Genomic DNA, 24,359 nt, shown 5'->3' on the forward strand with positions numbered 1-24,359 from the left:
GGCCTCGGTCGCCAGGTCCTGATCGAAGCCCACCAGCACGGTCAGCTCGGCGGTGATCTCGTCAGTCAGCTCCAGCGACCGCAGGGTGTGCGGCATCGTCCGAGCCGCGTCCGCGATGACCGCGGCCGCCAGCGTCCTTCGCGTCGGTTTTCGCCTCGCCGGGGTAGGGGCCGGCGATCCGCCGCCTCGCCAGGCCGGGTAGGTAGGCGACCTTGCAGCCGGTGTCGCGGGCGACCGTGGTCCACGATCACCAGGACGGTGCCGAACTTGCTCTTCAGTTTGGTGAAGACGTCGCACAACGTCGGGGCCGATGTTGGGTAGTTGCTTGTCGAAGACCTTTTTGCCGGCAGGGGTGAGTCCGTGTATGCAGACCTGCCGCCCATCAGATGCCGCACGTTGCGCTGGGCGGGGCGGTAGTCGGTCCTCTGATCAGCGTCTCCAATGGCGCCTCTCGGGCCCGGNNGGAACAGCCATGCCGGGCCCGGAGGCCAGCGGTCCTCTTGCAGGACCGCGGAAAACTAACGGGGGGACGAATGCCGCGCGTTGGCCGCGCCAAAACAGCTACCGGCCCCGATTTGGCGGGGTTATCAGCAGAACCATCCGTTCTGCACGTAACCCTCCGCGTTGACGTTGCCCCAGGCGAAGCCGCGCACGTACTCGCTGCCGAACTCCGCGTAGTTCTGGTACACCGTGAACGTCTGTCCACTGGTGAGCTGGGCGAACGGCGTGCCACCGTAGGAGCTGCGGACATCGAGCGTCTGAGCGCACACGGTCAGGCGCTTACCGACGTCGCTGTATTGCGCCCACCGGTAGGGCCCACCGGCGTAGGCAGCGGACTGGGTGACGGCGAGCATCAGCGCCGTGAGTACGGCGGTGAGAGAGCCTCCGAGAACGGCACGTCGCGCCAACCGCCGGGGACGACGGATCTCGCGAGGGGTCGATTCGGACTGCTGACGCAACGCTGACGCGACCACGGTGTTGTCTCCTTGCCTCGGTGAATCACAGCGCAGGACACAGTAAATGGACAGGCTGGCTTGCGATAGCCACACAGGCGAGTGGCGGCCAGGGGCAAGCCACCCTCGGGGATGAGTAGCTGATGGACTGCCATGGCCTTCCCCTGATGATTCAGGGTTCGGAAACAGGCGCTGAGCTTGTCTTCTAACCTCTGACGCTGTCGCGCTCGATGACGCTCTCGGGTCGTCTGGTCGTCTTCCCGACGTCATAGCGGAGCGCGGGGCGGCGATTCTTGGAGCCAAGCGGCCTTCCAGGTCCGGGTGTTGATGGTTTCGGTGCACGGGCCGGACAGGCCAGGTGCGGGCGGAGGTTCCGAAACCCTCGGCGGACACGGGCCGGGGTGAGTCGTGCGGGCTCGGCCGGCCTCTTCCAGGGCTGGCGGAGATCCGCCGCGGCTTCGCGGGTGAGCTGGAGTTGGGTGTGGACGGCGATCACGAGCCACGTCCAGCGGTCGCCGGCCTCGGGGGTGCGGAGCTGCGGCCGGGTCCATCCGAGGGTCCGCTTCATCAGCCGGAAGGTGTGCTCCAGGTCGAATCTCCTCAGGAACGCCTGCCAGCGCACATCGATGCCTTCGCCGGTCAGGCCGGTGGCAGAGGACTACAACCAGACAGGCAGTGGGTCCCCGTCACCGGGCAGGCGGTCGACCTGGAGGCGGATCAAGGTGCCCTCGATGATGGGAAGTTCACCGGTGTGGTCGATCCAAGCGGAGCGAGTGGTCAGCCGGGGGTGGATGCGGTCCCCGGCCATTGCTCGGGCGGTGCCGTACCGGTCGGTGACCTGTGTCGTTGCAGCGTCGGGTTCGCCCCAGGTCTCCGGCTTGGCGAAGCGGAACTCCTTGCCGTGTTTCGGCGGCCGTCCGCCCTGCGGCGGGGAGATCCAGGGCACCGGGACCGGCTTGCGCATCACCCGGTCCGTGCGCATTCGTCCAAGGACCTCCACCGGCAGCCCGGCCAGGCGGTGCGCCATGCGCGGGGCGTCGTAGCCGGCGTCGAAGACGACCAGGATGTCGCGGTCGCCGACGTGCCACCGGCCCATCTCGATCAGGTCCACGACCACCCGGCGGACCTGGGCAGCAGTGACCTCGGCGACGTCGTCGTCCGGACCGAGGCGGACGGCGTCCAGGAGCTGGCACCAGGACGTCCGGCCCGATTCCAGGGCGGCGACGAACGAGTACGGCCAGCCGGGTATGAACTGGTCCGAGGACCGGCCGCTGCGGCCGTAGACGTGGCAGAACAGGCGGTCGGCGCTGGTGGGGGCGTCCGGGCGGAGCCAGTGGCTGATGTCGACCGCGAGGACCAGGCGCCCGTCGGCAGTCTGCGGCATGGGCAGGCCGGCCAGCACCTGGCGCAGCCGGGGCACGCCGACGTTCCCGCGGTTCAGCGCGTCGTACATGGCACCGTGCCCACGCCGGTGTTCAGCCACCAGCGTCAGGTCCACCGGCGCCGTCACCGGCCCGTCCGCGCACGGCAACGCGTCCACCAGCTCGAACAGTTCGTCCCCGCGTGCGGTCAGGCAGCCGAATAGGTCGTCCCGGTAGCGTGACGCCACCAGGAACGGCTCTCCCTCTACATCTTGATGCAGCAAACCCACCCCGCGGCCTTCGCCTGTCCTGCGTCTCTGCGCCGGAGTCCAGCATCAAGCGACGGCCGCCGCGCTGTCGCGCAATTCCGGTTTTGACGATCAAGTTCGAGGGAGCATTCGAGCGGTCGAGTCCGCGACCTGGGTGTGGAGGCGCTACTCGGCCTGCCACCAGCCCTGTCCGACATGCCAGTCCCTCACCCATTGCAGGAAATCGCCACCAGGCTGATCGGACGGGCGGTCGGCATAGGGTGCGGCGCATCCGTCTCTGAGCCACCACACCCGGCCGCGTTGCGGCCCGGTCACCACTAGCATCCAGTACTCACCGGGTCCGTCGCTGCCCAGCAGCACCGAGCCGTGCTGGTAGGTCTGGTGCAACAGAGACGAGTGGCGGGTGTGGTCGTAGTAGTCGTACTCCCACTGCCACTCCTCCTCAAGAGGAAAGGGCTGGCCGGGCAGGCGTAGGGCGGCACCATCGAATGGCTCCGGGCTCATCCAGCAGTCCGCTTCCCAGACGGCCCAGCTGTACGGTTTCTCTCCCAGGGACAGCAGACCACCCTCGTCAGGCGGACCGTCGTCGGTACCGTTCGCGATCTCGGTCACGAAAGTGCGATACGGCTCCGGCAACACCACCCCGTGCCTTCGCTCCCACACCCGTAGCTCTTTCCTGCCCAAAGGCCGGTGACGGACCTCTGCCGGAAAGGCTTCACGCAGGACGGCTATCGCACCCGAAATCGCATCTTCCACGCCCTACAGGTATCACCGGGCACTGACACTCTGGCCTTGGACCACTGCACGCAGCGGGTTAAAAGACAAGCTGAGTTTCTCTTTTAACCTCTGTGCGCTTGTGTCTGCGGGTTCCTCTCCGTAGGGCGCGCTTTCTGATCACGCGGATGGGGAGAGCTGTTCGCGCACCCATTCGGGATCGGGGTTGGTGTGTGGCTGGCCCGCCACGACGATGGTCGGCACGGTCTCGTTGCCGTCGTTGGCTGCTCTCACCGCTGTGGCTCCTGCCGGGTCGCGCCAGATGCTGACCCAATCCAACGGGCGGGCGCTGCGGCCCAACCGGATGCTCAGTTCTCCGCCGGGTGGGGCAGCCGCCAGACGCTGAACGTCACGCTGGTGGAACCCGAGCTGGTGGTGGAAGTCCGCGTCGACGTCGCCCGTGGCGTTTCCGGCCGGTGGCGCCACCCCGCTCGCCTGCACCGTGCCCGCCCCGATCTCTCACCTACCGACGTTCCCCCGCCTGACGTCGCCGCCGCGCTGACGGCCGGCCGGTGCCGAACAGGCCGCAGAGCCTGCCAGGCTCCTGAGCGTCGTCCAGGTCCGATTCCGCCTGTGCGACAGCAGCCGCGCGGGTGGCTTCGGCGGCAGCCTGCTCGCGGTCCGGTGAGGTCCCAGGCGGCGGGGAGGGCGGCGCGGTGGGGGTGTGGTCATGGGTTCTCCGGTCGGTCTCGGTGGGGTCAGCGCTGGCGGGTGGGGCGTACGACGATCTCGTTGACGTCGACGTCCGCAGGCTGGGTGAGGGCGTAGGAGACCGCGTGGGCGATGGCGTCGGGTTCGATGGCGTGGGCGCGGTAGGTGCGCATGGCCTCGGCGGCGCCGGGCTCGGTGATGGTGTCGGCGAGTTCGGAGGTGACGACGCCGGGGGAGATGGTGGTGACCCGGATCGAGGGGTCGGCCTCCTGGCGCAGGCCTTCGGTGATCGCCCAGGCGGCGTACTTGGTGGCGCAGTAGACGGCGCCGGTGGGCACGACCTGGTGGGCGCCGATGCTGGCGACCGTGACGAAGTGGCCCGAGCCCTGGGTGGTGAACACGGGCAGTGCCGCGGCGATGCCGTGCAGCAGGCCGCGGACGTTCACGTCGATCATCCGGTCCCACTCGTCGACGAGCAGGGAGTCCAGCCGCGACAGCGGCATGACCCCGGCGTTGGCGACGAGCACGTCGAGACGGCCGTAGCGCTCGCGTGTGGCCTGGACGAGGGCTGCGACGTCCGCGCGGTCCGTGACGTCCAGCCGTACGGGTTGCAGGCCGCCGCCGGAGCTGGCAGCTGCCTCGGCCGTGCGCTCCGCCAGTGCACGCAGGCGGTCGGTGCGACGTGCACCGGCCACCACCTGGTGTCCCTCTGCCACGAGTCGTGCGGCGATGGCCGCGCCGATGCCGCTGCTGGCGCCGGTGACGATGACGACCTTGCGGCCGGCCTGCTCGGGGAGTTCCGATTGCTGTGTGTTCATGGCATCGAGGCTGCCCTGGCCGGAGGGCCCGCGGGAGGGGCGGCCTCTTCCTGGGTGCAGCGCACCCAGGAAGAGCGGCCGGCACCCCGCCTAGCATGGCGGCATGGCACGCTCAGAACTCGGCTCCTACCTCACCGCCCGGCGCGGCCAGGTCACCCCGGCCGAGGTGAACCTCCCCACCTCGGGGCACCGCCGGGTGCCGGGACTGCGGCGCGAGGAGGTGGCCCTGCTCGCCGGGGTCAGCGCTGACTACTACGTACGCCTGGAGCAGGGCCGGGAGCGCACGCCCTCCGCGCAGGTTCTCGATGCCCTGGCCGTCGCCCTCCGGCTGGACGAGGACGGCCGCCTGCACCTGTTCCGGCTCGCCGGCATCGGCCCGCGCGCCAAGGCCGCAGGCGTGGCAGACCGGGTCGAGCCGAGCCTGCTGGCGCTCATGGACGCCTGGCCGCACAACCCGGCCATCGTCTACAACCGCGCGTACGACGTCCTCGCCTCCAACGCGATCGCCGATGCGCTCTTCCACGGCTGGGCGCACTCGCGCAACCTCATGCACATCGTGTTCACCGACCCCGCCGCCCGCGCCTTCTACCGCGACTGGCACGACGTCGCGCGCAACTCCGTGGCCGGCTTCCGGCTTGGTCACGGCGCGGCTCCGAACGACCCGCGGGTACGGCAGGTGCTCACCGAACTGCTGGAGCACAGCCCCGAGTTCGCCGAGCTGTGGGCCCGTCACGACGTCCGGGGCAAGGCGCTGGAGCGGAAACGCTTCGAGCACCGCGACGTCGGCCCGCTGACGCTGACCATGCAGACCTTCGACATCCGCTCGGCCCCGGGCCAGGAGCTCGTCGTCTACCACGCGGAGCCGGCTTCGCCCAGCAGCGAGGCGCTCGCGCTCCTCGGCTCACTGGCCGCCACCTCGCGCCGGGAGCCCTGAGCTTGACTCTGTAGGGGATCTTGGAGCGCCGAGGTCAGCTGCCCAGGGTTCGCCAGGACTTCGGCCGGGGTATCTCGCGCTGGTCGAGGTAGTTCTGGAAGGCAGTCGGCTAGCGGGGCGTGGGGGCTTCTTCGGTTGGAGGCAGCCCGCTGAGGCGCTCGGTGTTGACGGCGATGGCCGTCAGGACGTGCTGGATGTGAGCCTTTCCCTGTCCGCGGTAGCGGCAGCGGCGCATGCCGTATCCGTGGGCGAGCTCGTCAACCGTGCCCTCCACCCCGGAGCGGACCGCGTAGCGGGTCTTCCACTCGGGTGTCTGTTGCTCGGTGCGGACGCGAAGTTGCAGGTCGCGGAGTTCTCGTGGCGGTGAGGAGGGCGGGGTAGGGGTCTTGCCAGCCCTGGCTGACCTGGCCCTGGGGGCAGGTGACCTGCTGGCGGTCGTAGTCGATGGGGAAGTCGTCCCGGGCGAAGCCCTCGTCCAGGCGGTGTTGCCGGGTGGGGTTGCTCCGGAGTGGTGTGGTGGCCACGTCCGTGATCACGTTGGGGCCGTCGGGAGCAAGGTCTCGGTCAGGTGAACGGAGAACCCCTTCCAGCTGATGGTGTGTCCGTGCCGTGCGTAGCGGGCCGAGGTGTCGTAGGGAGAGACGACCGCCCGGAGGTCGAGCGTCGGACCCGGCACCCGGGCCGCAAGCGGCATCCGGACCGGCTGGTCTTCCAGGGCATTCTGTTTGTCCTGCACACCGGGATCTCGTGGGAGCATCTGCCGCAGGAACTCGGCTTCGGCTCGGGCATGACCTGCTGGCGCCGCCTGGCCGAGTGGTCCGAGGCCGGCGTGTGGCCCCGGTGGCACGAGGTGTCACCCAGCTCCTCCCGCTGCTCGAAGCGGTGTCGCCGGTGCGGGGCAAGCGCGGCCGGCCTCGGCGCCGCCCGGACGTGGTGCTGGGCGATCGCGGCTACGACCATGACAATTGCCGCCGTATGGTCTGGGATCTCGGTGTGAAGCCACTGATCGCCCGCCGGGGCACCGAGCACGTTCCTGTCTGGGCGCCCAACGCTGGGTCGTGGAGCGCGCATTCGCCCACCTGCACTGGTTCCGCCGCCTGCGGATCCGCTGGGAGATCCGCGACGACATCCACGAAGCCTTCCTCACTTTGGGCTGTGCCCTCATCTGCTGGCGACGTCTGCGCTCACGCTGTTAACCGACAGCGAGGTCAGATCGCTGATGAGACGTCTGGCCGACCGCGCCTACGGGTGCGTGTCCGTGATCGCGATGACCTCGTCGAGGTGGTCGAGGGCGGCCTGCAGGTCGTCGATCTTGGACTGGAGGCGCTCGCGCTCGGCTCGCAGCATGGCTCGTTGCTCGGCGTCGGTGTGCCCGGAGTCCCAGCACGGCAGGAGTTCGGAGATCCTTCGGCTGGTAAGGCCGGCGGCGAACATCTGCTGGAAGAAGCGGACCAGGGGGATGGCGTCCTGCCGGTACAGGCGCTGGCCGGACGGGCTGCGCTCCGCGATGAGCAGCCCTTGCTGCTCGTAGTAGCGCACGGCGCGCACCGAGACGCCGGCACCTCGTGCCACCTCGCCGATGCGGATCAACCGCTCGTCTGCGGCCACTGTGACAGTCATGGTGATTCCTCTCACCCCTCGCCCTGACGACCAGCACTTGCCTCTGACGCCAGCGTCAGGTTTTAGCGTACCGGCCATGGATATCAACAACTCCGTCGCCCTTGTCACCGGAACCAACCGCGGCCTGGGCCGCGCCTTCGCCCAGCGCCTGCTCGAACGGGGCGCCCGCAAGGTCTACGCGACGGCCCGCCGACCGGAGACCGTGGACCTGCCCGGGGTCGAGGTGCTGCCCCTCGACATCACCGATCCCGCATCCGTGAGGGCCGCCGCCGAGGCCACCCCGGACGTCTCGCTCCTCATCAACAACGCGGGAATCAGTACGGGGACCGACCTGGTGACCGGTTCGCTGGACGCGGTGCGGCACGAGCTGGAGACCAACATGTTCGGCCACCTGGGAATGATCCGGGAGTTCGCGCCGGTGCTCGCCAGGAACGGCGGGGGCGCGATCGTCAACGTTCTCTCCGCCATGTCGTGGTTCGGGGGCAAGGGCGCCAACGCCTACCACCTGACCAAGGCCGCCGCCTGGGCCATGACCAACGGCGTCCGCCTGGAGCTCGCCGAACAGGGCACGCTCGTCACAGCGGTACACCTCGGCCTGGCCGACACCGACATGGCGGCGGGCTGGCCCGTGGACAAGATCGCTCCGTCGGACCTGGCCGACGCGGCGCTCGACGGTGTCGAGGCGGGCACCGCCGAGGTCCTCGCCGACCAGTGGAGCCGGGACGTCAAGTCCCGTCTGCCGCTGAGGCCGGAAGAGTTCAACGCCGCAATGGACCGCGCCCTGGCGGAGCTGATGGCGGCCTGAGGGGCCCCTCGGGCCCCGGTGAAGAGCCGGCGGGTCAAGGGGAAGGGCGTGCTCGACGTGACCGGGGTGACCCGAGCTGACCTGTGGTCCGAGGGGAGCGGGAACGAGGCCGATGAGACCCACGAAGACAGCGGTCAAGGCCTCCGGCCGCGGCTTCGACCCGTACGGTGCCGTGGACCGCGTACCGTCGGCGGCGTACGCCCCGCAAGCGGCTGGACCAGCGGACTCGCTCGGGGCGGTGTGGATGCCGCCCCGGGCGAGTCCAGGTGCAAGGGCCAGGGGTTAACGGGCCGTCAGGTAGGCCCGGTCGATCGTCTGGACCAGAGTGTTGCCGGCGCGGTCGGTCAGCTTTGCCCGCAGGGACACGGAGCCCGCCTCGGCCGGGTGCTTCAGCGTGAGACGGCTGCCACCGACGGACTTGGCGGGCTACGCCGAGCATCCAGTGGTAGGCGCGCGGGTCCTTGAGGCCCAGGACGTTGGGTCCGTTGCGCAGATAACGCCGTTCAGCTCTCGCGGGATGCGCCCGGTGACCGGCAGGTCGAAGGCCGTCAGTTCCTCGGTGACGGGCACGGCCGTCGAACGGCGACTCGGCCGGTCCCTCACGCCCCGCTTCTTCGCCCGGTTGCGTCACAAAAGGGACAATCTGTGCAACCCGCTCGTAGCCGTGGCCCCGGTCGGCATCGACCGGCAGACCTACCCCCTGCTCACCGGCCTGGCACGCGGACTGGCCCCCGGCCACGCCGAGGCACTGGTGCGCGGCATCAGGCTTCTCATCGGCCTGACTCCACCGACGCCGTGCGTCGACCCACCGAGGGACGCGGGCTAGTGTCCTGGTCCGGAGATCCTGTCGCAGTAGCGGCAGATACCGTCGATGATTTGGTCGGCGGTCTCGGCTGATGTGAACGGCCTGGCGTCTTCGTTCCAGGTCTTGAGCCAATCTTCGTGCGTGGCGTCAGCGTGCGAACTTCTCGATGGCCGCCGGGGTGACGGGGGTGAAAAAGTTGACGAGGTTGCCGTCGGGGTCGCGGAACAGCAGCGACCGGTTGCCCCAGGGCATCGTGGTGGGCCCGTTGACGAAGTCGGTGACGAAGCCGGTCAGGTTCCGGTGAACCCGGTCCACGTCGTCGACGAGGAACTCCGTGATCACACTGTGGTTGTCCGCCGGCCGGGCAGAGCCCGGGGCGAACAGCGGGACGGTGCGGGTGCCGGCGATCGCGAGGGTCGCGCCTCCGATCTCGAGTTCGGCGAAGTCCTCGGTCGCCCACGCCGCCCGCGCCCCTGTGGCGCGCTCGTAGAACTCGACGAGGCGCGCTACGTCGCTGGTGATGATGCGGATCGAGACGAAGTCCACGGGGATCTCCTTGGCTGTGCTGATGGCGTGCACTGCGGAGGCTAGGACAAATAGCGGACAGAATCGGTCCTGTATTCGCGTTAGGTTGTGCTCATGCCTCGACCGACCGCCCGCGTGCTGACGCTCCTGGAGTTGCTGCAGTCGGGCGGCACCCGGACGGTGGCCGAACTCGCCAGCCGGCTCGGTGTCGAAGGGCGCACCGTGCGGCGGTATGTGAACCAGCTGATCGACTTGGACGTACCCGTGGAATCGGTGCGCGGCCGCTACGGCGGGTACCGGCTCGCCCCCGGGTACCGCCTGCCTCCGCTCATGCTCAGCGACGACGAGGCGCTGGCCGTGCTGCTCGGCCTGGTCACCGGCCGCCGAGCAGGACTGACGACGACGCAGCACACGGCAAACGAGACGGCCTCGGCGAAGATCCGGCGGGTGCTGCCCCAGCACATCGCCCGCCGGCTCGACACACTCCTGGAATCCCTCGCCTTCACGGAGCAGCCCGGAGAGTTCGACGCCCCGGACGCCGGGGTCCTGCTCACCATCGCCGATGCGGTGCGCCACCGCCGACCGGTCTCGATCCGCTACACCGACCGCGACGGACGGCGCAGCGAACGCACGCTGCACGCGTACGGGATCGTCGCGCATGCGGGCCGGTGGTACGTCACGGGCGAGGACCCCCGGATCGGTGAGGATCGAACCTTCCGGCTCGATCGCATCGCGGACGCGCGGACCCTGCCCGGCTCATTCGAAGCACCCGTGGGGCCCGGTCCGGCACAGCGCGTGTTGTCAGGCTTCGCCACGGCTGAGTACCGGTATGAGGTGGCCTTGCGGATCCACGGGACGGTCGAGCAGATCCGCGCCCACCTTCCCGCCGGCGTCGCGAACCTGGAGGAGTACGAACCCGCGGCAGGCCAGGGCCGGACGGCCGAGCGCTGGCTGCGCGTCGAGCTGCGGGCGGAGCGGCTCGACTGGTTGCCTCCGGTACTCGCCTCACTCGACCGGCCGTTCGTCATCGAGCGCCCCGGCGAACTGCGCGACCTCGTCACCGCGCTCGCCGATCGCCTCACGTCCTACGCCGCCAAGCCTGACAGCGGGGAACCAATGTCATGAGTTGGCACAGCTAGGAGTGAAAGGTCGTGGTCGCGTCGAGGGCGGCCCGGCCGGTGGTGATGTGGTTGACCGGCGCGGTCTCGTCGGCGTAGCCGAAGGAGATCCCCATGAGCAGCTTCCCGCCGTCGATGCCAAGTTCGCCGCGAACGGTGTCGGCGTAGAAGCTCAACAGTCCCTGCGGGCAGCTGTCCAGGCCGTAAGCGGTCATCGACAGCAGCAGTGTCTGGGCGTAGATGCCGACGTCCGCGGCCGTTCGTGCCCCGGCGTCCCCGGCCGTGAAGAGGAACGCGACGTGCGGGGCACCGTAGAAGCTCAGGCTCTCGGCGTCGTAGGCCGCGCGGGCCGCATGGTCGTCCTGGCCGATGCCGAGCGCGCCGTAGAGCTCGGCGCCGAACGCGGCGCGGCGGCGCTGCTGAGTCGGCGAGTACATGTTCTCGTGGTAGGGGAAGTCGACTGTGGTGCGCCGCTCGGCGTGTGCCGTCCGGAGCGCGTCGGCCAGACGGTCTCGCACCGCCCCGCTCACCACCTCGACCTGCCACGGCTGCGTGTTGGAGTTGGACGGCGCGGCACCGGCGAGTGCGAAGACCGCGCGCAGGGTCTCCGCGGGCACGGGGTCGGGACGGAAGGCGCGGGTCGCGCGGCGGCCGCGGATCAGCTTCTCGGCGTAGCTGCTCATCTCGGTCGGGTGGGACGGGCTCACAGTGACACTCCTCTGACCCGGTCTTGAAGTATACGGACGCGTTTACTTGAGCTCGACCGTAACAGCGGTTCCTCCTGAAGTAAACGCTCGCGTATACTCAACTCATGGACGCGACAAGCACGAAGACCGAACGCCGGGGGCGCGGCGGGCGTGAACGGATCCTGGTCGCGGCCGCCGCGCTGTTCGCGAAGCAGGGCATCAACGCAACCGGTATGGAGCAGGTCGCGGAGGCCGCGCCGGTGTCCAAACGCACGCTCTACGCGCACTTCCCGGCCAAGAGCGATCTGGTGATCGCCCACTTGCGGGACCTGGCTGCGTCGGGACGGACCCTGGAGAGCGTGCTCACCCGCGAGGATCTCGATCCCCGGGAACGGATTCTCCGGCTGTTCGATCTCCCGTCGCCGGACGAGTCCCCGGTGCGCGGCTGCCCTTTCATCGATGCCGCGGTCGAGTTCCCCGACCCCAGGAGCGCGATCCACACGTTCGCGCGGGAGCAGAAGCTGCTGATGACGCAGCTCGTCACGGAGTTGACGGCGGAGCTGGGCGCCGCCGAGCCCGCCACGCTCGCCGAGCAGCTGGTCACTCTCGCCGACGGTGCGGCCAGCCGCGCGATGGTGCTGGACCAACCGGACTACGGCCGACACGCGCGCGCGGCCGCGGAGATCCTGCTCGACAGGGCCATGACGCCGACACCCCAGCTGCCCGCCTGAGCCGGATGGCGTCCGCTACGGGTGCCAACGACGGTCCCGAGGTCCTCGGAGCGCCCAGGGGAACGCGAGGACTCCTCCACAGTCCGTCGCGGATCCGGTGACCTTCTGAGACCGTTCTGCCGACGTGCATGCTCCGCCACGGCGCACAGGTTCTATGAACGGCGTTGACGTTCCATCGCGGTGGCGCCGCGGTACAAGCGTGCCCGGCACTGATGTTCCTAGGGTGGGCGACGAGGCCGGTCCCGGCAGAAGGCCGCCTCATCGGGGCGGACATGCTCGACCGCGGCGTCGGCGGGATCATCAACGTCGCATCCACCGCCGCGTTCCAGCCCATGCCCTACCAAGCGAAGCTACGCCGCGACGAAGGCATTCGTCCTGTCCTTCACCGAGGCCTTCGCGCAGGAGCTCCGGGGCACCCGAGTGCAGGTCATGGGCGCTCATCCAGGCGCCACCGACACCTGCTTCTTCGACAACAACACCTCCCGGCAGGGCAAGCAACCGCGTCACCACCTGGGCGGCGCGACTCCTTCCCCGCACGACCGTCACGCGCGCCACCACGGGAGTCAACCGCAAAGCCGGTTTCCACCATGTCCAGAACGTCAGCACCTCAACGTCCCGGGAGGAGTGAAGCAGTGCCGGTCACGCAACCGACGCTGGGACACCCGGCCCCGACGACAGCCCCTGACGGCACGCCACTCGGTCGGGTGACGACACCGCAGCGGCGGAACCCCCACCGGGCGGCCAGACGTAGTGCCGTACATGCACCCGGTCCACGAGACGCACTTAAGCGGCCGGGCCTGGTCGTCGTCGACGTCGCGGTCGCCGACGACGCCACCGCGCTCGCCTTTCAGCAGCTGCTCACCGACCGGTGGGCGACGGCGACAGCCCCGGGACGCGGGCAAGCCCGGCGTACGGCTGCGTTGCTACCTGGACCTGGATCCGCCGGTCGGTTCGGATGCGCCGGCCGGAGAGATGCCGCAGGTCTCCGCAGAGGTACGGCAATGACGACCGTCAGGCGTTGCTGGGGTAGCGGGGCCGCCGCCCCGCCCGTCCGTGTGTGACGCCGTCAATCAGAGACCGGCACGGTAGGGCTGCAGGAAGGGCAGCAGGGCGTTGAGGAAGTCCTCGGGGGCTTCTTCCGGTACGAAGTGGCCGCAGTCGGGGATGACGATGCTGCTCACGTCGTCGGCCAGGGAGCGGACTTCGTTCTCCATGTTCTCTCCGCCCAGGGCATCGCCGGCGACGGCCAGCACGGGGATCGTGAGCTTGTTCTTCTTGCGCAGGGCGCTCTGCGCCATGGTCTCGTCGATGGCGCGGTAGTACTCGAAGCTGGCCCGCAGGGCTCCGGGCAGGCGCATCGCCTGGACGTACACGTCCACCGCGGCAGCGGGGATCGCGGTGGGAGTGGCTGCCTTGGTGGCGAATTGGTGCCCGAAGTACAGGTGTTCGCGGCCCTGGACGAGCTGTTCGTTGATGTCGCCGGCGCGGTTGAAGTTGAAGTGCCACAGAAAATCGCTCGTGCGCCGGTCGCTCAGCAGCGGGGGCGAGGGCGAGATGCCGGGGATGATCGCGTCCACGAGTGCCATCCGCTGGATGGGGCCCGGTGCGTCCGCCGCCATGGCGTAGGCGGTCCACATGCCGATGTCGTGGCCGACGACAGCGAACCGGTCGTGGCCGAGCAGGTTCATCAGTCGGTGGAAGTCCTGGGCACAGGTCGCGGAGTCGTACCCGGTGTGCGGTTTGTCGGAAAGGCCGGTGCCCCGCGGGTCGGCGACGACGACCGTGTAGTGCTCGGCCAGCGGCAGCATGACGCGGCGCCACTGGTACCAGAACTGCGGCCAGCCGCCGATCAGCAGCAGCGCCGGCCCCTGTCCTCCGGTGACGGTGTGCAGGCGTACCGAGCCCACGTCGATGTACTGGCTGGAGAAGACCTTGTCGAATTCGGCGGGCAGGCCGGGCGTGCCGGTGACGGTGCCGAAACCGGTCGGCCGTGCCGGGGAAAGCTCTGCGGTGGTCATGGTGAGCAGGTGTTTCCTTTCAAGAGCCCGCTTGGCATAGGTGCCGTGATGCGGGAGTCGGGGGAAGGGGTACGGCGAGGATCGGCCAGGGCCGAGCGGTGGAGGTGTAGGGGAACGCCACCGCCCGCCATGTTTGCTGCCCCGGTGCCGACCGCCGTCCGTGGTCAGGCAGGTCGGAGACCGGACGCGTTCCCTCTCGGCGCGTCCCAGTACGCGAGCAGCGCGTCCGCGGCGGCGTGCAGCCGCTGTGCGGGGATGCCGTCGCAGACCTGGGTGGAGATGCCGAGCAGGAAACCGTGGATCATGGCGGTGACGGCGTCCACGTCGGTGTCCTCGGCGAGTTCACCCGAGGTGACGCCGCGGCTGACGGTGGCGGCGATGCGCGCGCGGTCGGTCGCGCGGCGTGCCGCGACGACTTCCCGTACGCCGGCGTGTTCGGCTCCGTGCGCCTCCACCGTGCCTGACAGAGCCACGAGGCAACCGCGGGGGTGGGAGGGGTCGGTCTGCATGTCGATCGATCCGTGCAGCAGACGCGCGATCGCCTCCCTCGGGCTCAGCGCCTCGTCCGCGATGACGTCGGTCACGCTGCCCGGTCCGGCGACGTAGTGCTCGACGGCGCGGGTGAACAGTCCTTCCTTCGAGCCGAAGGCGCCATACAGGCTCGCGGACGACAGCCCGGTGGCCTCGCGCAGTTGGGCCAGCGAGGTCGCCTCGTAGCCCTGTCGCCAGAACAGCAGCATCGCCGCTTCGAGGACGAGTTCCTCGTCAAAGGTGCGAGGACGGCCGGCAGGTGGCACCGCAACCTCCTTCAATTACGGATTGACTGATCCGATTTGACACCTTCAGCCTGCGAGAGTCAAATCGGATCGTTCAATCCGTAATTAGTGAAGGAGATGACTCGTGGCTACGGCACCTCCCGCCCCGCCCCCCACCCGAGCCCGCACGGACTTCCCCCTGCCGGCGCTGACCGTGATGGCCTGCACCGGATTCCTCGTGATCATGACGGAGACGCTGCCGGCCGGCCTGCTGCCCCAGCTGGCCGCCGGACTGCAGGTGTCTGAGGGCGGCGCGGGCCAACTGGTGAGCGCCTACGCGCTCGGCACGGTCCTCGCGGCGATCCCCGCGGCGGCGCTGACCCGCGGAAGCCGGCGGCGACCGCTCCTGCTGGCGGGCCTGTGCGGGTTCCTGGTGGCCAATGCCGTCACCGCCCTGGCACCGTCCCTCGCGGTCGCACTGACGGCCCGGTTCGTGGCAGGTGCCTTCTCCGGCCTGCTCTGGGGCATGCTCGCCGGATACGCGCGCCGTATCGCGGCACCCGAGCACGCCGGGCGGGCCCTGGCCGTCGCCATGGCCGGAACCCCCGTGGCCCTCTCCGTCGGAACGCCCCTGGGCTCCTGGCTCGGCAGCGCAGTCGGCTGGCGGTGGTCGTTCGCCGCGATGTCAGTGCTGGCCGCACTCGTGATGGCAGCCGCCCGCGTCCTCGTCCCCGACGCCGCGGGGCAGCGCGCGCAGACGCGCGTGCCGCTCACCAAGGTGCTGCGACTTCCCGGCGTGGCGACCATCCTCGTGGTCGTCCTCACGTGGATGCTCGCACACAACCTGCTCTACACCTACATCGCGCCCTACCTGCGCGAAGCACACCTCGCGCTCCGGCCGGACCTGGCGCTCGTCGTCTTCGGTCTCGCCGCTCTCGTCGGGATCTGGATCACCGGTCTGTTCATCGACCGTGCGCTGCGCAGGCTCACGCTGGCGAGCGTGGCCCTCTTCGTCGTCGTCGGGGCAGTACTCCTGGCAGCCCAGGACTCCCTCGCCGGCGCGCTCCTGGCCATCGTCCTGTGGGGCATCGCCTTCGGAGGCGCGGCGACACACCTGCAGACGGCGATGAGCGAGGCCACCGGTGAGAACGCCGATGTGGCGAACGCGATGCTCACCACCTCCTTCAACCTCGCCATCTTCGCGGGGGGCGCTCTCGGTGCCGTTGTCATCGAGGGCGTCGGTGCCCGGATGCTGCCCACAGCGCTGATCGTTCTCGCGCTCCTCGCCCTCGTCATCGTCGGCTGTGGCCGACGCGCGGCCTTCCCCGCGAACAGGTGACGGGAGGGGCTGGGCAGGCCGGCTGCCCGCACGAGACAACCGGCCTCCACCAGCGCGTCGGTCGCCCCGTCGGTCAACGTCCCCTTCGTCGGCGCGTGTCACCCGAGGACGCCGGGCGCCGTTGCGCCGGAACGCTCCCGTGCTAGCCGTGACCGGCGGACCCGCGTGGTCCGCCGGTCACCGCGGCGCTGATCCGGCCCGACGGGCGCGTAGGCGGGTTGCACAACCCCCGACGGGTCATGCAGGCCGTCGTCACGCCAGCGGGGCGAGGCTGCTCGCATGCGGGGACAGGTAGGGCTACGCGCACGGGTTGTGGCTGCTCTCAGCTGTCAGGTCGGGCGATGCATGGGCAGGGTCTGCAGGGCTGCGGGGGCAAGATGACTTGGTTCGTTCGGTTGTGCCGAGCTGTTGACGAGTGCTGAGACGCGGGCCACGCTGCTGCGTCTCGTGCGCGTCCCGTCTCGGTGGCGAGGCCTCGCGCGTGGAAGGAGGTGGCTTCCACGCGTTCGAGAACACGGCGGACCCGGGCGCGCTCGGCGCGGCGGGGATTGAGTGGATGCACCAGGGGACGGCACGCCGTGCGGAAGGCCTCCAGCGCTTGATCAAGATCACGTGCATCGAGTGCGCGCTTCGGGACGCCGGCCTGCGGCGCGCAGCGCACGAGGTGGTCGAGAAGGGAAAGCAGCTCCCTCAGACGCATGTCGGCGACCGTGCGGACAGCCATGGGGACGACCAGCGCGGCTGCCAGAATCCCGCACCCGGCCCCCAGAACGGTCTCCTGGATGCGAAGTGCGAGGAGCTGCGGGGAGAGCGTATGCAGGACTGCGAGCACCATGCTGAGCGAGCCGGTGATGAAGAAGGTCACCGCCCAGTAGCTGCCGGAGGGGGTGTAGAACATCCCGAAGACGCAGGCGAGGAGAAAGGCCAGGGCCAAGGTGGTGTGCCCGTCGGCCAGGGCGGCGAGGCCGTATCCGAACGGCACCCCGGCGACGGTGCCGATCAGCCGCCGGCCGCTCTGCAGCAGGACGTCCCCGGTGTGCTCGGCATTGATGAAGACGACCCATGCCGTGGCGACGGCCCAGTACCACAGGTGCGGGGAGAGAAGATGTCCGCCGAGTACGGCGAGCGCGGCCGCGGCGGTCACCTGGAACGCCTGCCGCGTCGTATGCCGCCAGGGTCCTGAAGGCTGTGCCGCCCCTGGATGCAGCGCCACACGGTCGCGCTCTGTCCGGTCGGTCAAGTCCCCCGTCTCCGCCTCCCTCATCGCGCCGGCGGAGGACCCGGTCGAATCCTCCGCCGCGCGGATCGCGAGTACGCCGAGGCGTTGTGCGGTCGCGTCCGCACGTGCCGTCCGCTCCAGCTCCGCCGCCGTGTCGCGGAGCAGCCCGACGGGAGCCTCGTCCAGGAATTCCTGAAGCAGCAGCGCGGAGGTGTGCAGCCGGTCGAGACGTCGTTCGACTCTGCGGACGCCGGCTCCGCCGTCTGCGAGTAGATCTGACGTGGCCTGCTGTGCATCGCGAAGCCGTCTGTTGAATGCCGCCCTCAGGCGCCTCAGGATTCCGTAGGACGTCGTGGGCACCAGGCAGAGGCGGGTGACTGCGGCTGCCGCGAAGGCGATGGCCAACGCCCCCGTCATTTGGGGGAGTTGGTGGGGCTGGATCTTGGCGAACTGGGACAGGAAGTAGGCCATGAAGGCGAAGATCCCGAGGTCCAGGCCCCGTCGTCCGAAGCGGCGCGCATAGACCGCGGTGAAGATCAGCAGCAGGAAGGCCAGGTGGGACGCGAGGGGGAAAGGCGCCAGCAGGCCCCCGGCCGTCAAGGCGGCCAGGGTCACGGGAGCCCCGGCGAGCAGAGTGAGGAACTGGTTGCGGGGGTGCAGGTCGCTGCTCGCCAACGAGGTGACCACCGCTGTGAAGCCGCCGGCCAGAAGTATGACCGACGGCTGATCCCGTACCGTCAGCACGGCCAGGGTGAGAGTGAGGCCGAGGACGGCACGCAGCCCGGCGGTCAGACGCAGCAGCCCCGGATCGGCTGCGGCAACCCGGTCCCGTAGCGACGCTGTTTTCGCAGGCACCGTGGATTTCCGTTCCTTCGTCGTGGTCGGCCGTCTCCGTCCCGCCACGACGAGCGGCCCGTGTTCAGCCCGGCCCACTGGCCACGGCCTGCGTTTCTGCAAGGCCTTGGGGACAAGCGGGGGCATCGGTTTACCAGGGCGAAGGGGCCACCTTGCGGGTTACTGCTGCCTCGCCTTGTGGCCAGTCTGGTCCGGCGGGATGGCGCGCGGTATGCGTCAAGTGACTGCTTCCATGGCCGGGCGTGTCCCTAATCCTGGTGGGCCGCCGTCGCGAGGGCCCCCTCAATGAGGTCGCGCAGCTGGGATCGGGCGGTGATGCCCAGCTTGGGGAAGCTGCGGTAGAGGTGCGAGCTGACCGTGCGCGGGGAGAGGAAGAGCTTTTCGCCGATCTCTCGGTTGGTCAGCCCGCGGGCGGCGAGCCGGATGATCTGCTGCTGTTGCGGGGAGAGTTCGGCGAGCGCGTCGGGGGCCGCATCCGTGACGTCGAGGCCGGCGGCGCGCGATTCGGCCCGGGCACGCTCGATCCACGGGCGCGCGCCCAGGCGCCGGAAGGTCTCCAGGGCCTCGGTGAGCGGCCCACGCGCCTCTGCGATGCGCCGACGGCGCCGCAGCCACTCGGCGAGGTCGAGCAGGGTCTGTGCGCGTTCGAAGGGCCAGTACTCCAGTGCCGGATCCGCCAGAGCCGCCCGGAAGTGCGGTTCGGCGTCGTCGGGGTCCGCCAGCAGGCCACGGGCTCGGCTGATCAGAGCACGCAGACGAGGTGAAGCGTTGTCCGCCAGCGCGGATGCCGAGCGCTCGACGATCAGGGCAGCCTCCTCGTGGCGGCCGCAGCGCACAGCGGCGGCGGCCAGATCCGCGAGGGCCGGGTAGGAGGCGTGGTAGTGCACGGGCGCGCCGTCTGCCGTGAAGACCATGCGGAGTTGGCCGTACGCGCTCTCGTAGGCGCCTTCTGCGGCTGCCGCGGCACCGAGCGCACGACGGGCGTAAACGGAGACCGAGCGGCTTTCCAGAGGATCGATCAGAGTGAGCGCGTCCTCGGCCCGGGTTCGGGCCGAGGACGCATCGCCCTGGAAAGCCAGCACGGTGGCGTCCACGGTGGCCGCACAGGCCACGGCGTGGTCGAGGCCGGCCGCCCGGCCGACCGCGGTGGTGCGGGCGCAGGCCTCACGGGCCTGTTCCCACCGTCCTCGCTCCAGGTAGGCCCAGGCGACCGCGCCGCCCAGACCCTCGGGCAGCGCTCCCTGCAGTTCCCAGCGGTCGAAGGCCTCGTCGAAGGAGCGGACGGCCTGTGGGGTCTCGTCCAAGAGCCACGCCATGATCCCGACGGCGGTGAGCCGCTCCGGCCGCTCTTCCGCCTCGGCGGCCAACTGCGGGAGCAGGCGGACGAGTTGGGCCCGGTCGTCGAAGGGGTCCGACACGGCCCTCACCCAGGTGCGCAAGCCTGCGTGTGAGGCGTTCTCGGGAAGGCGCCGCAGGACGTCCTGGATGCGGTGGCGCTGGGTGTCCTCTCCGGAGTAGAAGCGGACCACGGCGGCGCCGGCCACGAGGTCCAGCCCGGCCGCGGGCTGGGAGGCCGCCAACTGCTCGGCCGCGTCGGCCAGTCGGGAGAAGACCACGGTGTGGCGCACGGTCAGGATCGCCAGCCGTCCGGCCTGCACGGCGGCGGAGGCCAGCAGGGTTGCGTCATCCGTGCGCGCGCGTGCCGCGGCGACCAGTTCCTCGACCCAGGCGATGTCTCCGGTGAACACGGCCGCCGCGGCGGCTTCGACCAGCAGCCGGGCACTGTCCTCGCGCTGCGGTGCGAGTTCCGCGGCGCGCTGCAGGGCCTGGGCCGCCGCAGCATGGCCGCCGCGGCGGCGGGCCCGGCCGGCGGTTCGCTCCAGCTCCGCCGACGCGGCCGCGTCCGGGTGCGGGCAGGCTGCGGCAAGATGCCAGGCACGCCGGTCCGGTTCGTCCCGCAGCATCTCGGCGAGCGCGAGGTGAGCCTCGCGCCGGGCGTCCGAGGACGCGGCGTGATACACGGCGGAACGGACCAGTGGGTGGCGGAACCGGACGTCCCGGTCGGTCCGCCGGACCAGCCCGGCCTGCCCGGCCGGCAGCCAGGCCTCGTCCTCGGCGCGCGGCAGCCCCGCCGAGACGGCGATCGCGGAGTCGGCGCTGTCCATGGCGGCCAGGAGCAGCAGAGCCCGCATGGTGGAGGCGGGGAGACTGTTCAGGCGGGCGGCGAAGATCCGCTCCAGGTGATCGGTGAGCGGAAGCGGACCCGCAGACGGCAGTCCCGCAGCCGTGTCCTGTGCTGAGGCTGTCCTCGTCAGTTCCACCAGCGCCAGCGGGTTGCCGCCTGCCTGGTCGAGGATCCGCGACCTGGTGTGCCCGGTGGGGCTCTTCGGCTGCAGGTCCAGCAGCCGATTGGCCGCAGCTTTGTCGAGCGGTCCCAGGGTGAGCATCGGCACATGACGGTCGAATCCCGGAAGGTGATCGCCGCCACGGGCACCGATCAGCATGGTGACCGGTTCACCTTCCAACCGTCTGGCGACGAAGGACAGCGCATCCAGGGAAGCACGATCGAACCACTGCGCATCGTCCAGCACCACGAGTACGGGATGGTGGTCGCCCAGGCCTGACAACAGGCTCAGGACGGCGACCCCGACCAGCATGAGATCGGGTCCCGGCGTGGCCGACCCCTCGCCGAAGGCGTCCCGCAGCGCCGCGCGCTGCCTCCCTGGCAGTGCGTCCACCTCGGCCGGCACCGGCCGCAGCAACTGATGGAGTGCGGAGAACGCCAGGCTCGACTCCGACTCGCTCCCCTCGGCCCGCAGTACGCGAGCGCCGCCGGCTTCAGCCCGGTGCACCGCGTGCTCCAGCAGCGCGCTCTTCCCCGTGCCCATGTCACCGACCAGCATCAGCACCGGGTCGGCCGACACCGAGTCCACCGCACGAAAGAGACGTGCCAATTCCGCGTCCCGGCCGACGATCAGCTCCCCCGGATCCGGCTCCGGTCCCATGACCGCACCGCGGTCGCCTGTGTGCTCGTCCACGGAGTCTCCCGGAATCGCGGCTTTCGATCTCAGTCGCCTTGCCCTGGCACGTCCAGGCTACAAGCGGCCGGGCCCAGTGCCCGGGCCATGCGCGCAGGTGCAGTCACGTTACGGATACCGCGCGCGCCGAGACCGCTCGTACGGTTCCAGGAAAACCTCCACATTCCCAAGGACGCCCCATGGAACAGATCACGCTCGGCAACGTCACCATCACACGGGTATGGGAGTATTTCGGTTCCGTCGAAATGACGCCCGACACCTTCTTCCCCGAAAGCTCGAAGGAAGTCTGGGAGGGCGGTACCGACTGGCTGACCCCGCATTTCCTCGATTCCGACACCAATATCGTCAATTCCGCGATCCAGACCTGGCTGCTGCGCAGCGGAGGAAAGACCATCCTCGTCGACACCGGCGTGGGCAATCACAAGGACCGCCCGTACGCGCCGGTCTGGAACCGCCTCGAAACAGGCTTCCTGGCCAATCTCGCGCGCGCCGGCGTCGCGCCCGAGGACGTGGACATCGTGATCAACACACATCTCCACATCGATCACGTCGGCTGGAACACGTACCTGAACGGCCGGCAGTGGGTACCCACTTTTCCCAACGCCACCTATCTGATGCCGAAGGACGACTTCGACTTCTGGAATCCCGAGAACGAGCACAAGCCACTGCTCGGCCGCGGCAACCAGAACGTCTTCGAGGACAGCGTGGCCCCGGTGCACCAGGCCGGCCAGACGCTGCTGTGGGAAAACAGCCACCAGATCGACGCCGACCTCCGCCTCGACGCGGCTCCCGGCCACACCCCCGGCTCCTCCGTACTGACCCTCACCTCCGGGACGGACCGCGCGGTGTTCGTCGGCGACATGCTGCACAGCCCCGTGCAGATCCTCGAGCCCGACTCCAACAGCTGCTTCTGCGAGGACCCCGCGGCCGCCCGCGCCACCCGCCGCAAGGTGCTGGGCTGGGCGGCCGACAACAACGCACTCGTGATCCCCGCGCACCTGGGCGGCCACGGCGCCGCCGAAGTGGCACGAGAGGGAGACAAGTTCGCCATCAAGGGCTGGGCCCCCTTCGCCCCGTACACCGAGCAGGCCTGAGTCCTGCGGAAAGACACGAGACATGAGCCACCACACCGACCCCATCGTGACCACGGCGCAGGGAGCCGTCCGCGGCCTGCGCCAGGGCGACACCAACGCTTTCCTGAACATCCCCTACGCCGCCCCGCCCCGCGGCGCCGGCCGGTTCGAGTCGCCGCAGCCGCACGAGCCGTGGGACGGAGTACGGGACGCCACCGTGCCGGGACCCAACGCGCCGCAGTCCGAGCGCAAGCTCGGCAGCGTGGACATGGCCCCCTACTTCGGCACCGGTTGGAGCCGCGGCGAGGACTACCTCACCGCCAACGTATGGACGCCCGCCGGCGCGAACGGCGACCTGCCCGTCATGGTGTTCGTCCACGGCGGCGGATTCGTCGCCGGATCGACGCGGTCCGCGCTGTACGACGGCTCCGCCTTCGCCCGCGACGGCGTCGTCCTCGTCACCCTCAACTACCGGCTCGGCATCGCCGGGTTCCTCGACATCCCCGGCGCGCCCGCCAACCGCGGCCTGCTCGACGTCGTCGCCGCACTGGGCTGGGTGCGGGAGAACATCGCAGCGTTCGGCGGTGACCCGCACAACGTCACCCTCTTCGGTCAGTCGGCCGGGGCGACCATCGTCGGCGGCGTCCTCGCCACCGCCGAAGCCGCAGGCCTCTTCCGCCGGGCGATCGTCCAAAGTGGCAGCGGCCTGGGGGCGTTCACCACCGAGCAGGCCGCCCGCGTCACCCGGGCAGCGGCCGAGGACCTGGGCATCGAGCCCCATGTCGACGCCTTCGCGGAGATCTCCGACGAGCGCCTGGTGGAGGCCGCCTCCCGGCTCGCGGGCATCGACCTGCAGACCGGGACGCACCACGATCCGCTGATCGGACTCAGCCCCTTCAGCCTGGTCCTCGACACGCAGCCCGCCGAATCCGTCGCCGCTGGCCTGAGCGCCAACGTCGACCTGCTTATCGGGACCAACACCGAGGAGGGAAACCTCTACCTGGTCCCGGTGGGCAAGTACGCCACCTCGACCGCCGGGGACGTCGACGACGCGGCGGCGCGCGCGCACCCGAAGCCGGCGCGACTCGTCGAGACGTACCGGAAGGCACGCCCCGATGCGTCCTTCGGCGAGCTGCGCTCCGCCATCATGGGCGACGCACTGTTCGGCGCGGGCAGCTGGGCCCTGACCGACGCACATACCGCCCACCCCGAGTCCGCCACCTACGCCTACGAGTTCGCCTGGCGCTCCCACGCCCTGGACGAAGAGCTCGGCGCCACCCACGCGGTCGAGCTGCCCTTCGTCTTCGATGTCGCCCACCTGACCCAGCTGCACGGCCCATCCGCCCTGCTCGGCCCCGACAAGCCCCCCGCGGATCTCGCCGCCCGTATGCACGCCACCTGGGTCCGGTTCGCCAGGACCGGCAACCCCGGCTGGGACGCGTACGACGACGAGCGCCGGGCCACGATGCGCATCGACGCCGAGTGGACCCAGGTCGACGACCCCCGCAGCCAGGAACGACAGGCCTGGCGCTGACCCTCCGGCCACCCTTCCCAAGGACACACCATGACCAGAACCGTCATCACCACCGAGAACGCACCCGCCCTGGCAGCCCCGCTGTCCCAAGGCATCCGCAAGGGCCCCGTCCTGCAGGTCTCCGGGCAGCTCCCGCTCGATCCGGACACGGGCGAGGTCGTCGGGACCACGGTCGCCGAGCAGACCGAGCAGACCCTGCGCAATGTCACCGCCGTACTCAAGGCGGCCGGCGCGGGCCTGGAGGACGTCGTCATGCTCCGCGTGTACCTCACCGACCCCGCCCACCTGCCCGAGCTGAACGAGGCGTATGCCGCGGCCGTCGGCGAGCCCTTCCCCGCCCGCACCACCGTCTACATGCAGCTTCCGCCGGGACTCCTCGTCGAGATCGACGCCCTGGCAGTGCTGGACGACTGACGACGATGGCCGGTCGTCTGACGAGGGCGTGCACCAGCCTGAGGGTTCCGCCGGCGCAACTGCT

Annotated in this window: 20 protein-coding genes and 7 pseudogenes; 12 read left to right on the forward strand and 15 right to left on the reverse strand. The window is 69.9% G+C overall.

Annotated elements, in window-relative coordinates; genetic code table 11:
- From CCL05_RS10730 to CCL05_RS10760, 6 genes and pseudogenes are all read right to left on the reverse strand, one after another.
- A pseudogene (locus tag CCL05_RS10730) lies at window positions 1-366 on the reverse strand (IS110 family transposase); the annotation flags it as partial.
- 221 nt (window positions 367-587) lie between these two features.
- Window positions 588-854: a hypothetical protein gene (locus CCL05_RS10735; RefSeq protein ID WP_086560285.1), complete on the reverse strand. Its 267-nt coding sequence runs from the start codon at window positions 852-854 to the stop codon at window positions 588-590.
- Window positions 855-1,158: 304 nt separating this feature from the next.
- Window positions 1,159-2,598: pseudogene (locus CCL05_RS10740) on the reverse strand (NF041680 family putative transposase).
- A 150-nt stretch (window positions 2,599-2,748) separates the two neighbouring features.
- Window positions 2,749-3,195 carry a hypothetical protein gene (locus CCL05_RS10745; RefSeq protein ID WP_143589868.1) on the reverse strand — a complete coding sequence of 149 codons (447 nt, stop codon included), beginning with the start codon at window positions 3,193-3,195 and terminating at the stop codon, window positions 2,749-2,751.
- 282 nt (window positions 3,196-3,477) lie between these two features.
- Window positions 3,478-3,669: pseudogene (locus CCL05_RS10750) on the reverse strand (thioredoxin domain-containing protein); the annotation flags it as partial.
- Window positions 3,670-4,055: 386 nt separating this feature from the next.
- Window positions 4,056-4,826: an SDR family oxidoreductase gene (locus CCL05_RS10760; RefSeq protein ID WP_086560287.1), complete on the reverse strand. Its 771-nt coding sequence runs from the start codon at window positions 4,824-4,826 to the stop codon at window positions 4,056-4,058.
- 103 nt (window positions 4,827-4,929) lie between these two features.
- Here CCL05_RS10760 and CCL05_RS10765 point away from each other — a divergent pair, with 103 nt between their 5' ends.
- Complete coding sequence (locus CCL05_RS10765; RefSeq protein ID WP_086560288.1) at window positions 4,930-5,760, forward strand: helix-turn-helix domain-containing protein; 831 nt, start codon at window positions 4,930-4,932, stop codon at window positions 5,758-5,760.
- Window positions 5,761-5,869: 109 nt separating this feature from the next.
- Here CCL05_RS10765 and CCL05_RS46060 read toward each other — a convergent pair.
- Window positions 5,870-6,109: pseudogene (locus tag CCL05_RS46060) on the reverse strand (transposase); the annotation flags it as partial.
- 249 nt (window positions 6,110-6,358) lie between these two features.
- Between CCL05_RS46060 and CCL05_RS10775 the strand changes: the two are divergent.
- Window positions 6,359-6,956, forward strand: a pseudogene (locus CCL05_RS10775) (transposase).
- Window positions 6,957-7,002: 46 nt separating this feature from the next.
- Here the strand turns inward: CCL05_RS10775 and CCL05_RS10780 are convergent.
- On the reverse strand, window positions 7,003-7,380 hold the full coding sequence (locus CCL05_RS10780) for a MerR family DNA-binding transcriptional regulator (protein WP_086560289.1): 378 nt from the start codon (window positions 7,378-7,380) through the stop codon (window positions 7,003-7,005).
- 76 nt (window positions 7,381-7,456) lie between these two features.
- Between CCL05_RS10780 and CCL05_RS10785 the strand changes: the two genes are divergently transcribed.
- Entirely contained in the window at window positions 7,457-8,185 is a 729-nt protein-coding gene (locus CCL05_RS10785) for an SDR family oxidoreductase (protein WP_086560290.1), read from the forward strand.
- 430 nt (window positions 8,186-8,615) lie between these two features.
- Here CCL05_RS10785 and CCL05_RS46065 read toward each other — a convergent pair.
- Window positions 8,616-8,788 (reverse strand): annotated as a pseudogene (locus CCL05_RS46065) (carotenoid oxygenase family protein); the annotation flags it as partial.
- Here CCL05_RS46065 and CCL05_RS45175 point away from each other — a divergent pair.
- A complete protein-coding gene (locus CCL05_RS45175) occupies window positions 8,712-9,011 on the forward strand; it encodes a hypothetical protein (protein WP_086560291.1) in 300 nt (99 codons plus the stop codon). The pseudogene CCL05_RS46065 and the gene CCL05_RS45175 sit on opposite strands and share 77 nt — an antisense overlap.
- A 126-nt stretch (window positions 9,012-9,137) precedes the next feature.
- Here the strand turns inward: CCL05_RS45175 and CCL05_RS10795 are convergent, their stop codons facing one another.
- A complete protein-coding gene (locus CCL05_RS10795; RefSeq protein ID WP_086560311.1) occupies window positions 9,138-9,536 on the reverse strand; it encodes a VOC family protein in 399 nt (132 codons plus the stop codon).
- A gap of 93 nt (window positions 9,537-9,629) precedes the next feature.
- Between CCL05_RS10795 and CCL05_RS10800 the strand changes: the two genes are divergently transcribed.
- Window positions 9,630-10,640 (forward strand): helix-turn-helix transcriptional regulator, encoded by a 1,011-nt coding sequence (locus tag CCL05_RS10800; protein WP_086560312.1) that lies wholly within the window; start codon window positions 9,630-9,632, stop codon window positions 10,638-10,640.
- Between the two features lie 10 nt (window positions 10,641-10,650).
- Here CCL05_RS10800 and CCL05_RS10805 read toward each other — a convergent pair whose 3' ends face one another.
- Complete coding sequence (locus CCL05_RS10805; RefSeq protein WP_086560292.1) at window positions 10,651-11,340, reverse strand: nitroreductase; 690 nt, start codon at window positions 11,338-11,340, stop codon at window positions 10,651-10,653.
- A 104-nt stretch (window positions 11,341-11,444) separates the two neighbouring features.
- Between CCL05_RS10805 and CCL05_RS10810 the strand changes: the two genes are divergently transcribed.
- The 3 genes and pseudogenes from CCL05_RS10810 (at window position 11,445) to CCL05_RS47440 (ending at window position 13,055) form a co-directional block, all read left to right on the forward strand.
- A complete protein-coding gene (locus CCL05_RS10810; protein ID WP_086560293.1) occupies window positions 11,445-12,050 on the forward strand; it encodes a TetR/AcrR family transcriptional regulator in 606 nt (201 codons plus the stop codon).
- 375 nt (window positions 12,051-12,425) lie between these two features.
- Complete coding sequence (locus CCL05_RS10815; protein WP_425275906.1) at window positions 12,426-12,758, forward strand: hypothetical protein; 333 nt, start codon at window positions 12,426-12,428, stop codon at window positions 12,756-12,758.
- Window positions 12,755-13,055: pseudogene (locus CCL05_RS47440) on the forward strand (DUF6207 family protein). Before CCL05_RS10815 ends, CCL05_RS47440 begins: the two are co-directional and overlap by 4 nt.
- Before the next feature lie 65 nt (window positions 13,056-13,120).
- On the opposite strand, the gene CCL05_RS10825 reads toward CCL05_RS47440, so the two are convergent.
- Both CCL05_RS10825 and CCL05_RS10830 read right to left on the reverse strand, forming a co-directional pair.
- Entirely contained in the window at window positions 13,121-14,068 is a 948-nt protein-coding gene (locus CCL05_RS10825; RefSeq protein WP_086560294.1) for an alpha/beta fold hydrolase, read from the reverse strand.
- Window positions 14,069-14,232: 164 nt separating this feature from the next.
- A complete protein-coding gene (locus tag CCL05_RS10830) occupies window positions 14,233-14,865 on the reverse strand; it encodes a TetR/AcrR family transcriptional regulator (RefSeq protein WP_086560295.1) in 633 nt (210 codons plus the stop codon).
- Window positions 14,866-14,968: 103 nt separating this feature from the next.
- Between CCL05_RS10830 and CCL05_RS10835 the strand changes: the two genes are divergently transcribed.
- Window positions 14,969-16,162 carry an MFS transporter gene (locus CCL05_RS10835; RefSeq protein WP_244204238.1) on the forward strand — a complete coding sequence of 398 codons (1,194 nt, stop codon included), beginning with the start codon at window positions 14,969-14,971 and terminating at the stop codon, window positions 16,160-16,162.
- Window positions 16,163-16,484: 322 nt separating this feature from the next.
- Here the strand turns inward: CCL05_RS10835 and CCL05_RS10840 are convergent, their stop codons facing one another.
- Complete coding sequence (locus CCL05_RS10840; RefSeq protein WP_086560296.1) at window positions 16,485-18,362, reverse strand: FUSC family protein; 1,878 nt, start codon at window positions 18,360-18,362, stop codon at window positions 16,485-16,487.
- A gap of 122 nt (window positions 18,363-18,484) precedes the next feature.
- On the reverse strand, window positions 18,485-21,274 hold the full coding sequence (locus CCL05_RS10845) for a helix-turn-helix transcriptional regulator (protein ID WP_086560297.1): 2,790 nt from the start codon (window positions 21,272-21,274) through the stop codon (window positions 18,485-18,487).
- A 179-nt stretch (window positions 21,275-21,453) separates the two neighbouring features.
- Here CCL05_RS10845 and CCL05_RS10850 point away from each other — a divergent pair, with 179 nt between their 5' ends.
- From CCL05_RS10850 to CCL05_RS10860, 3 genes are read left to right on the forward strand one after another with little or no spacing between them, the layout of a single operon-like run.
- Entirely contained in the window at window positions 21,454-22,368 is a 915-nt protein-coding gene (locus CCL05_RS10850; protein ID WP_086560298.1) for an MBL fold metallo-hydrolase, read from the forward strand.
- Window positions 22,369-22,390: 22 nt separating this feature from the next.
- Window positions 22,391-23,881 (forward strand): carboxylesterase/lipase family protein, encoded by a 1,491-nt coding sequence (locus CCL05_RS10855; RefSeq protein WP_086560299.1) that lies wholly within the window; start codon window positions 22,391-22,393, stop codon window positions 23,879-23,881.
- Window positions 23,882-23,911: 30 nt separating this feature from the next.
- Window positions 23,912-24,295, forward strand: coding sequence for a RidA family protein (locus tag CCL05_RS10860; RefSeq protein ID WP_086560300.1), 384 nt, complete (start codon window positions 23,912-23,914; stop codon window positions 24,293-24,295).
- The last annotated feature ends 64 nt before the right edge of the window (window positions 24,296-24,359 follow it).

It is taken from the genome of Streptomyces africanus (genome assembly GCF_002150735.1).
GTDB lineage: Bacteria > Actinomycetota > Actinomycetes > Streptomycetales > Streptomycetaceae > Streptomyces > Streptomyces africanus.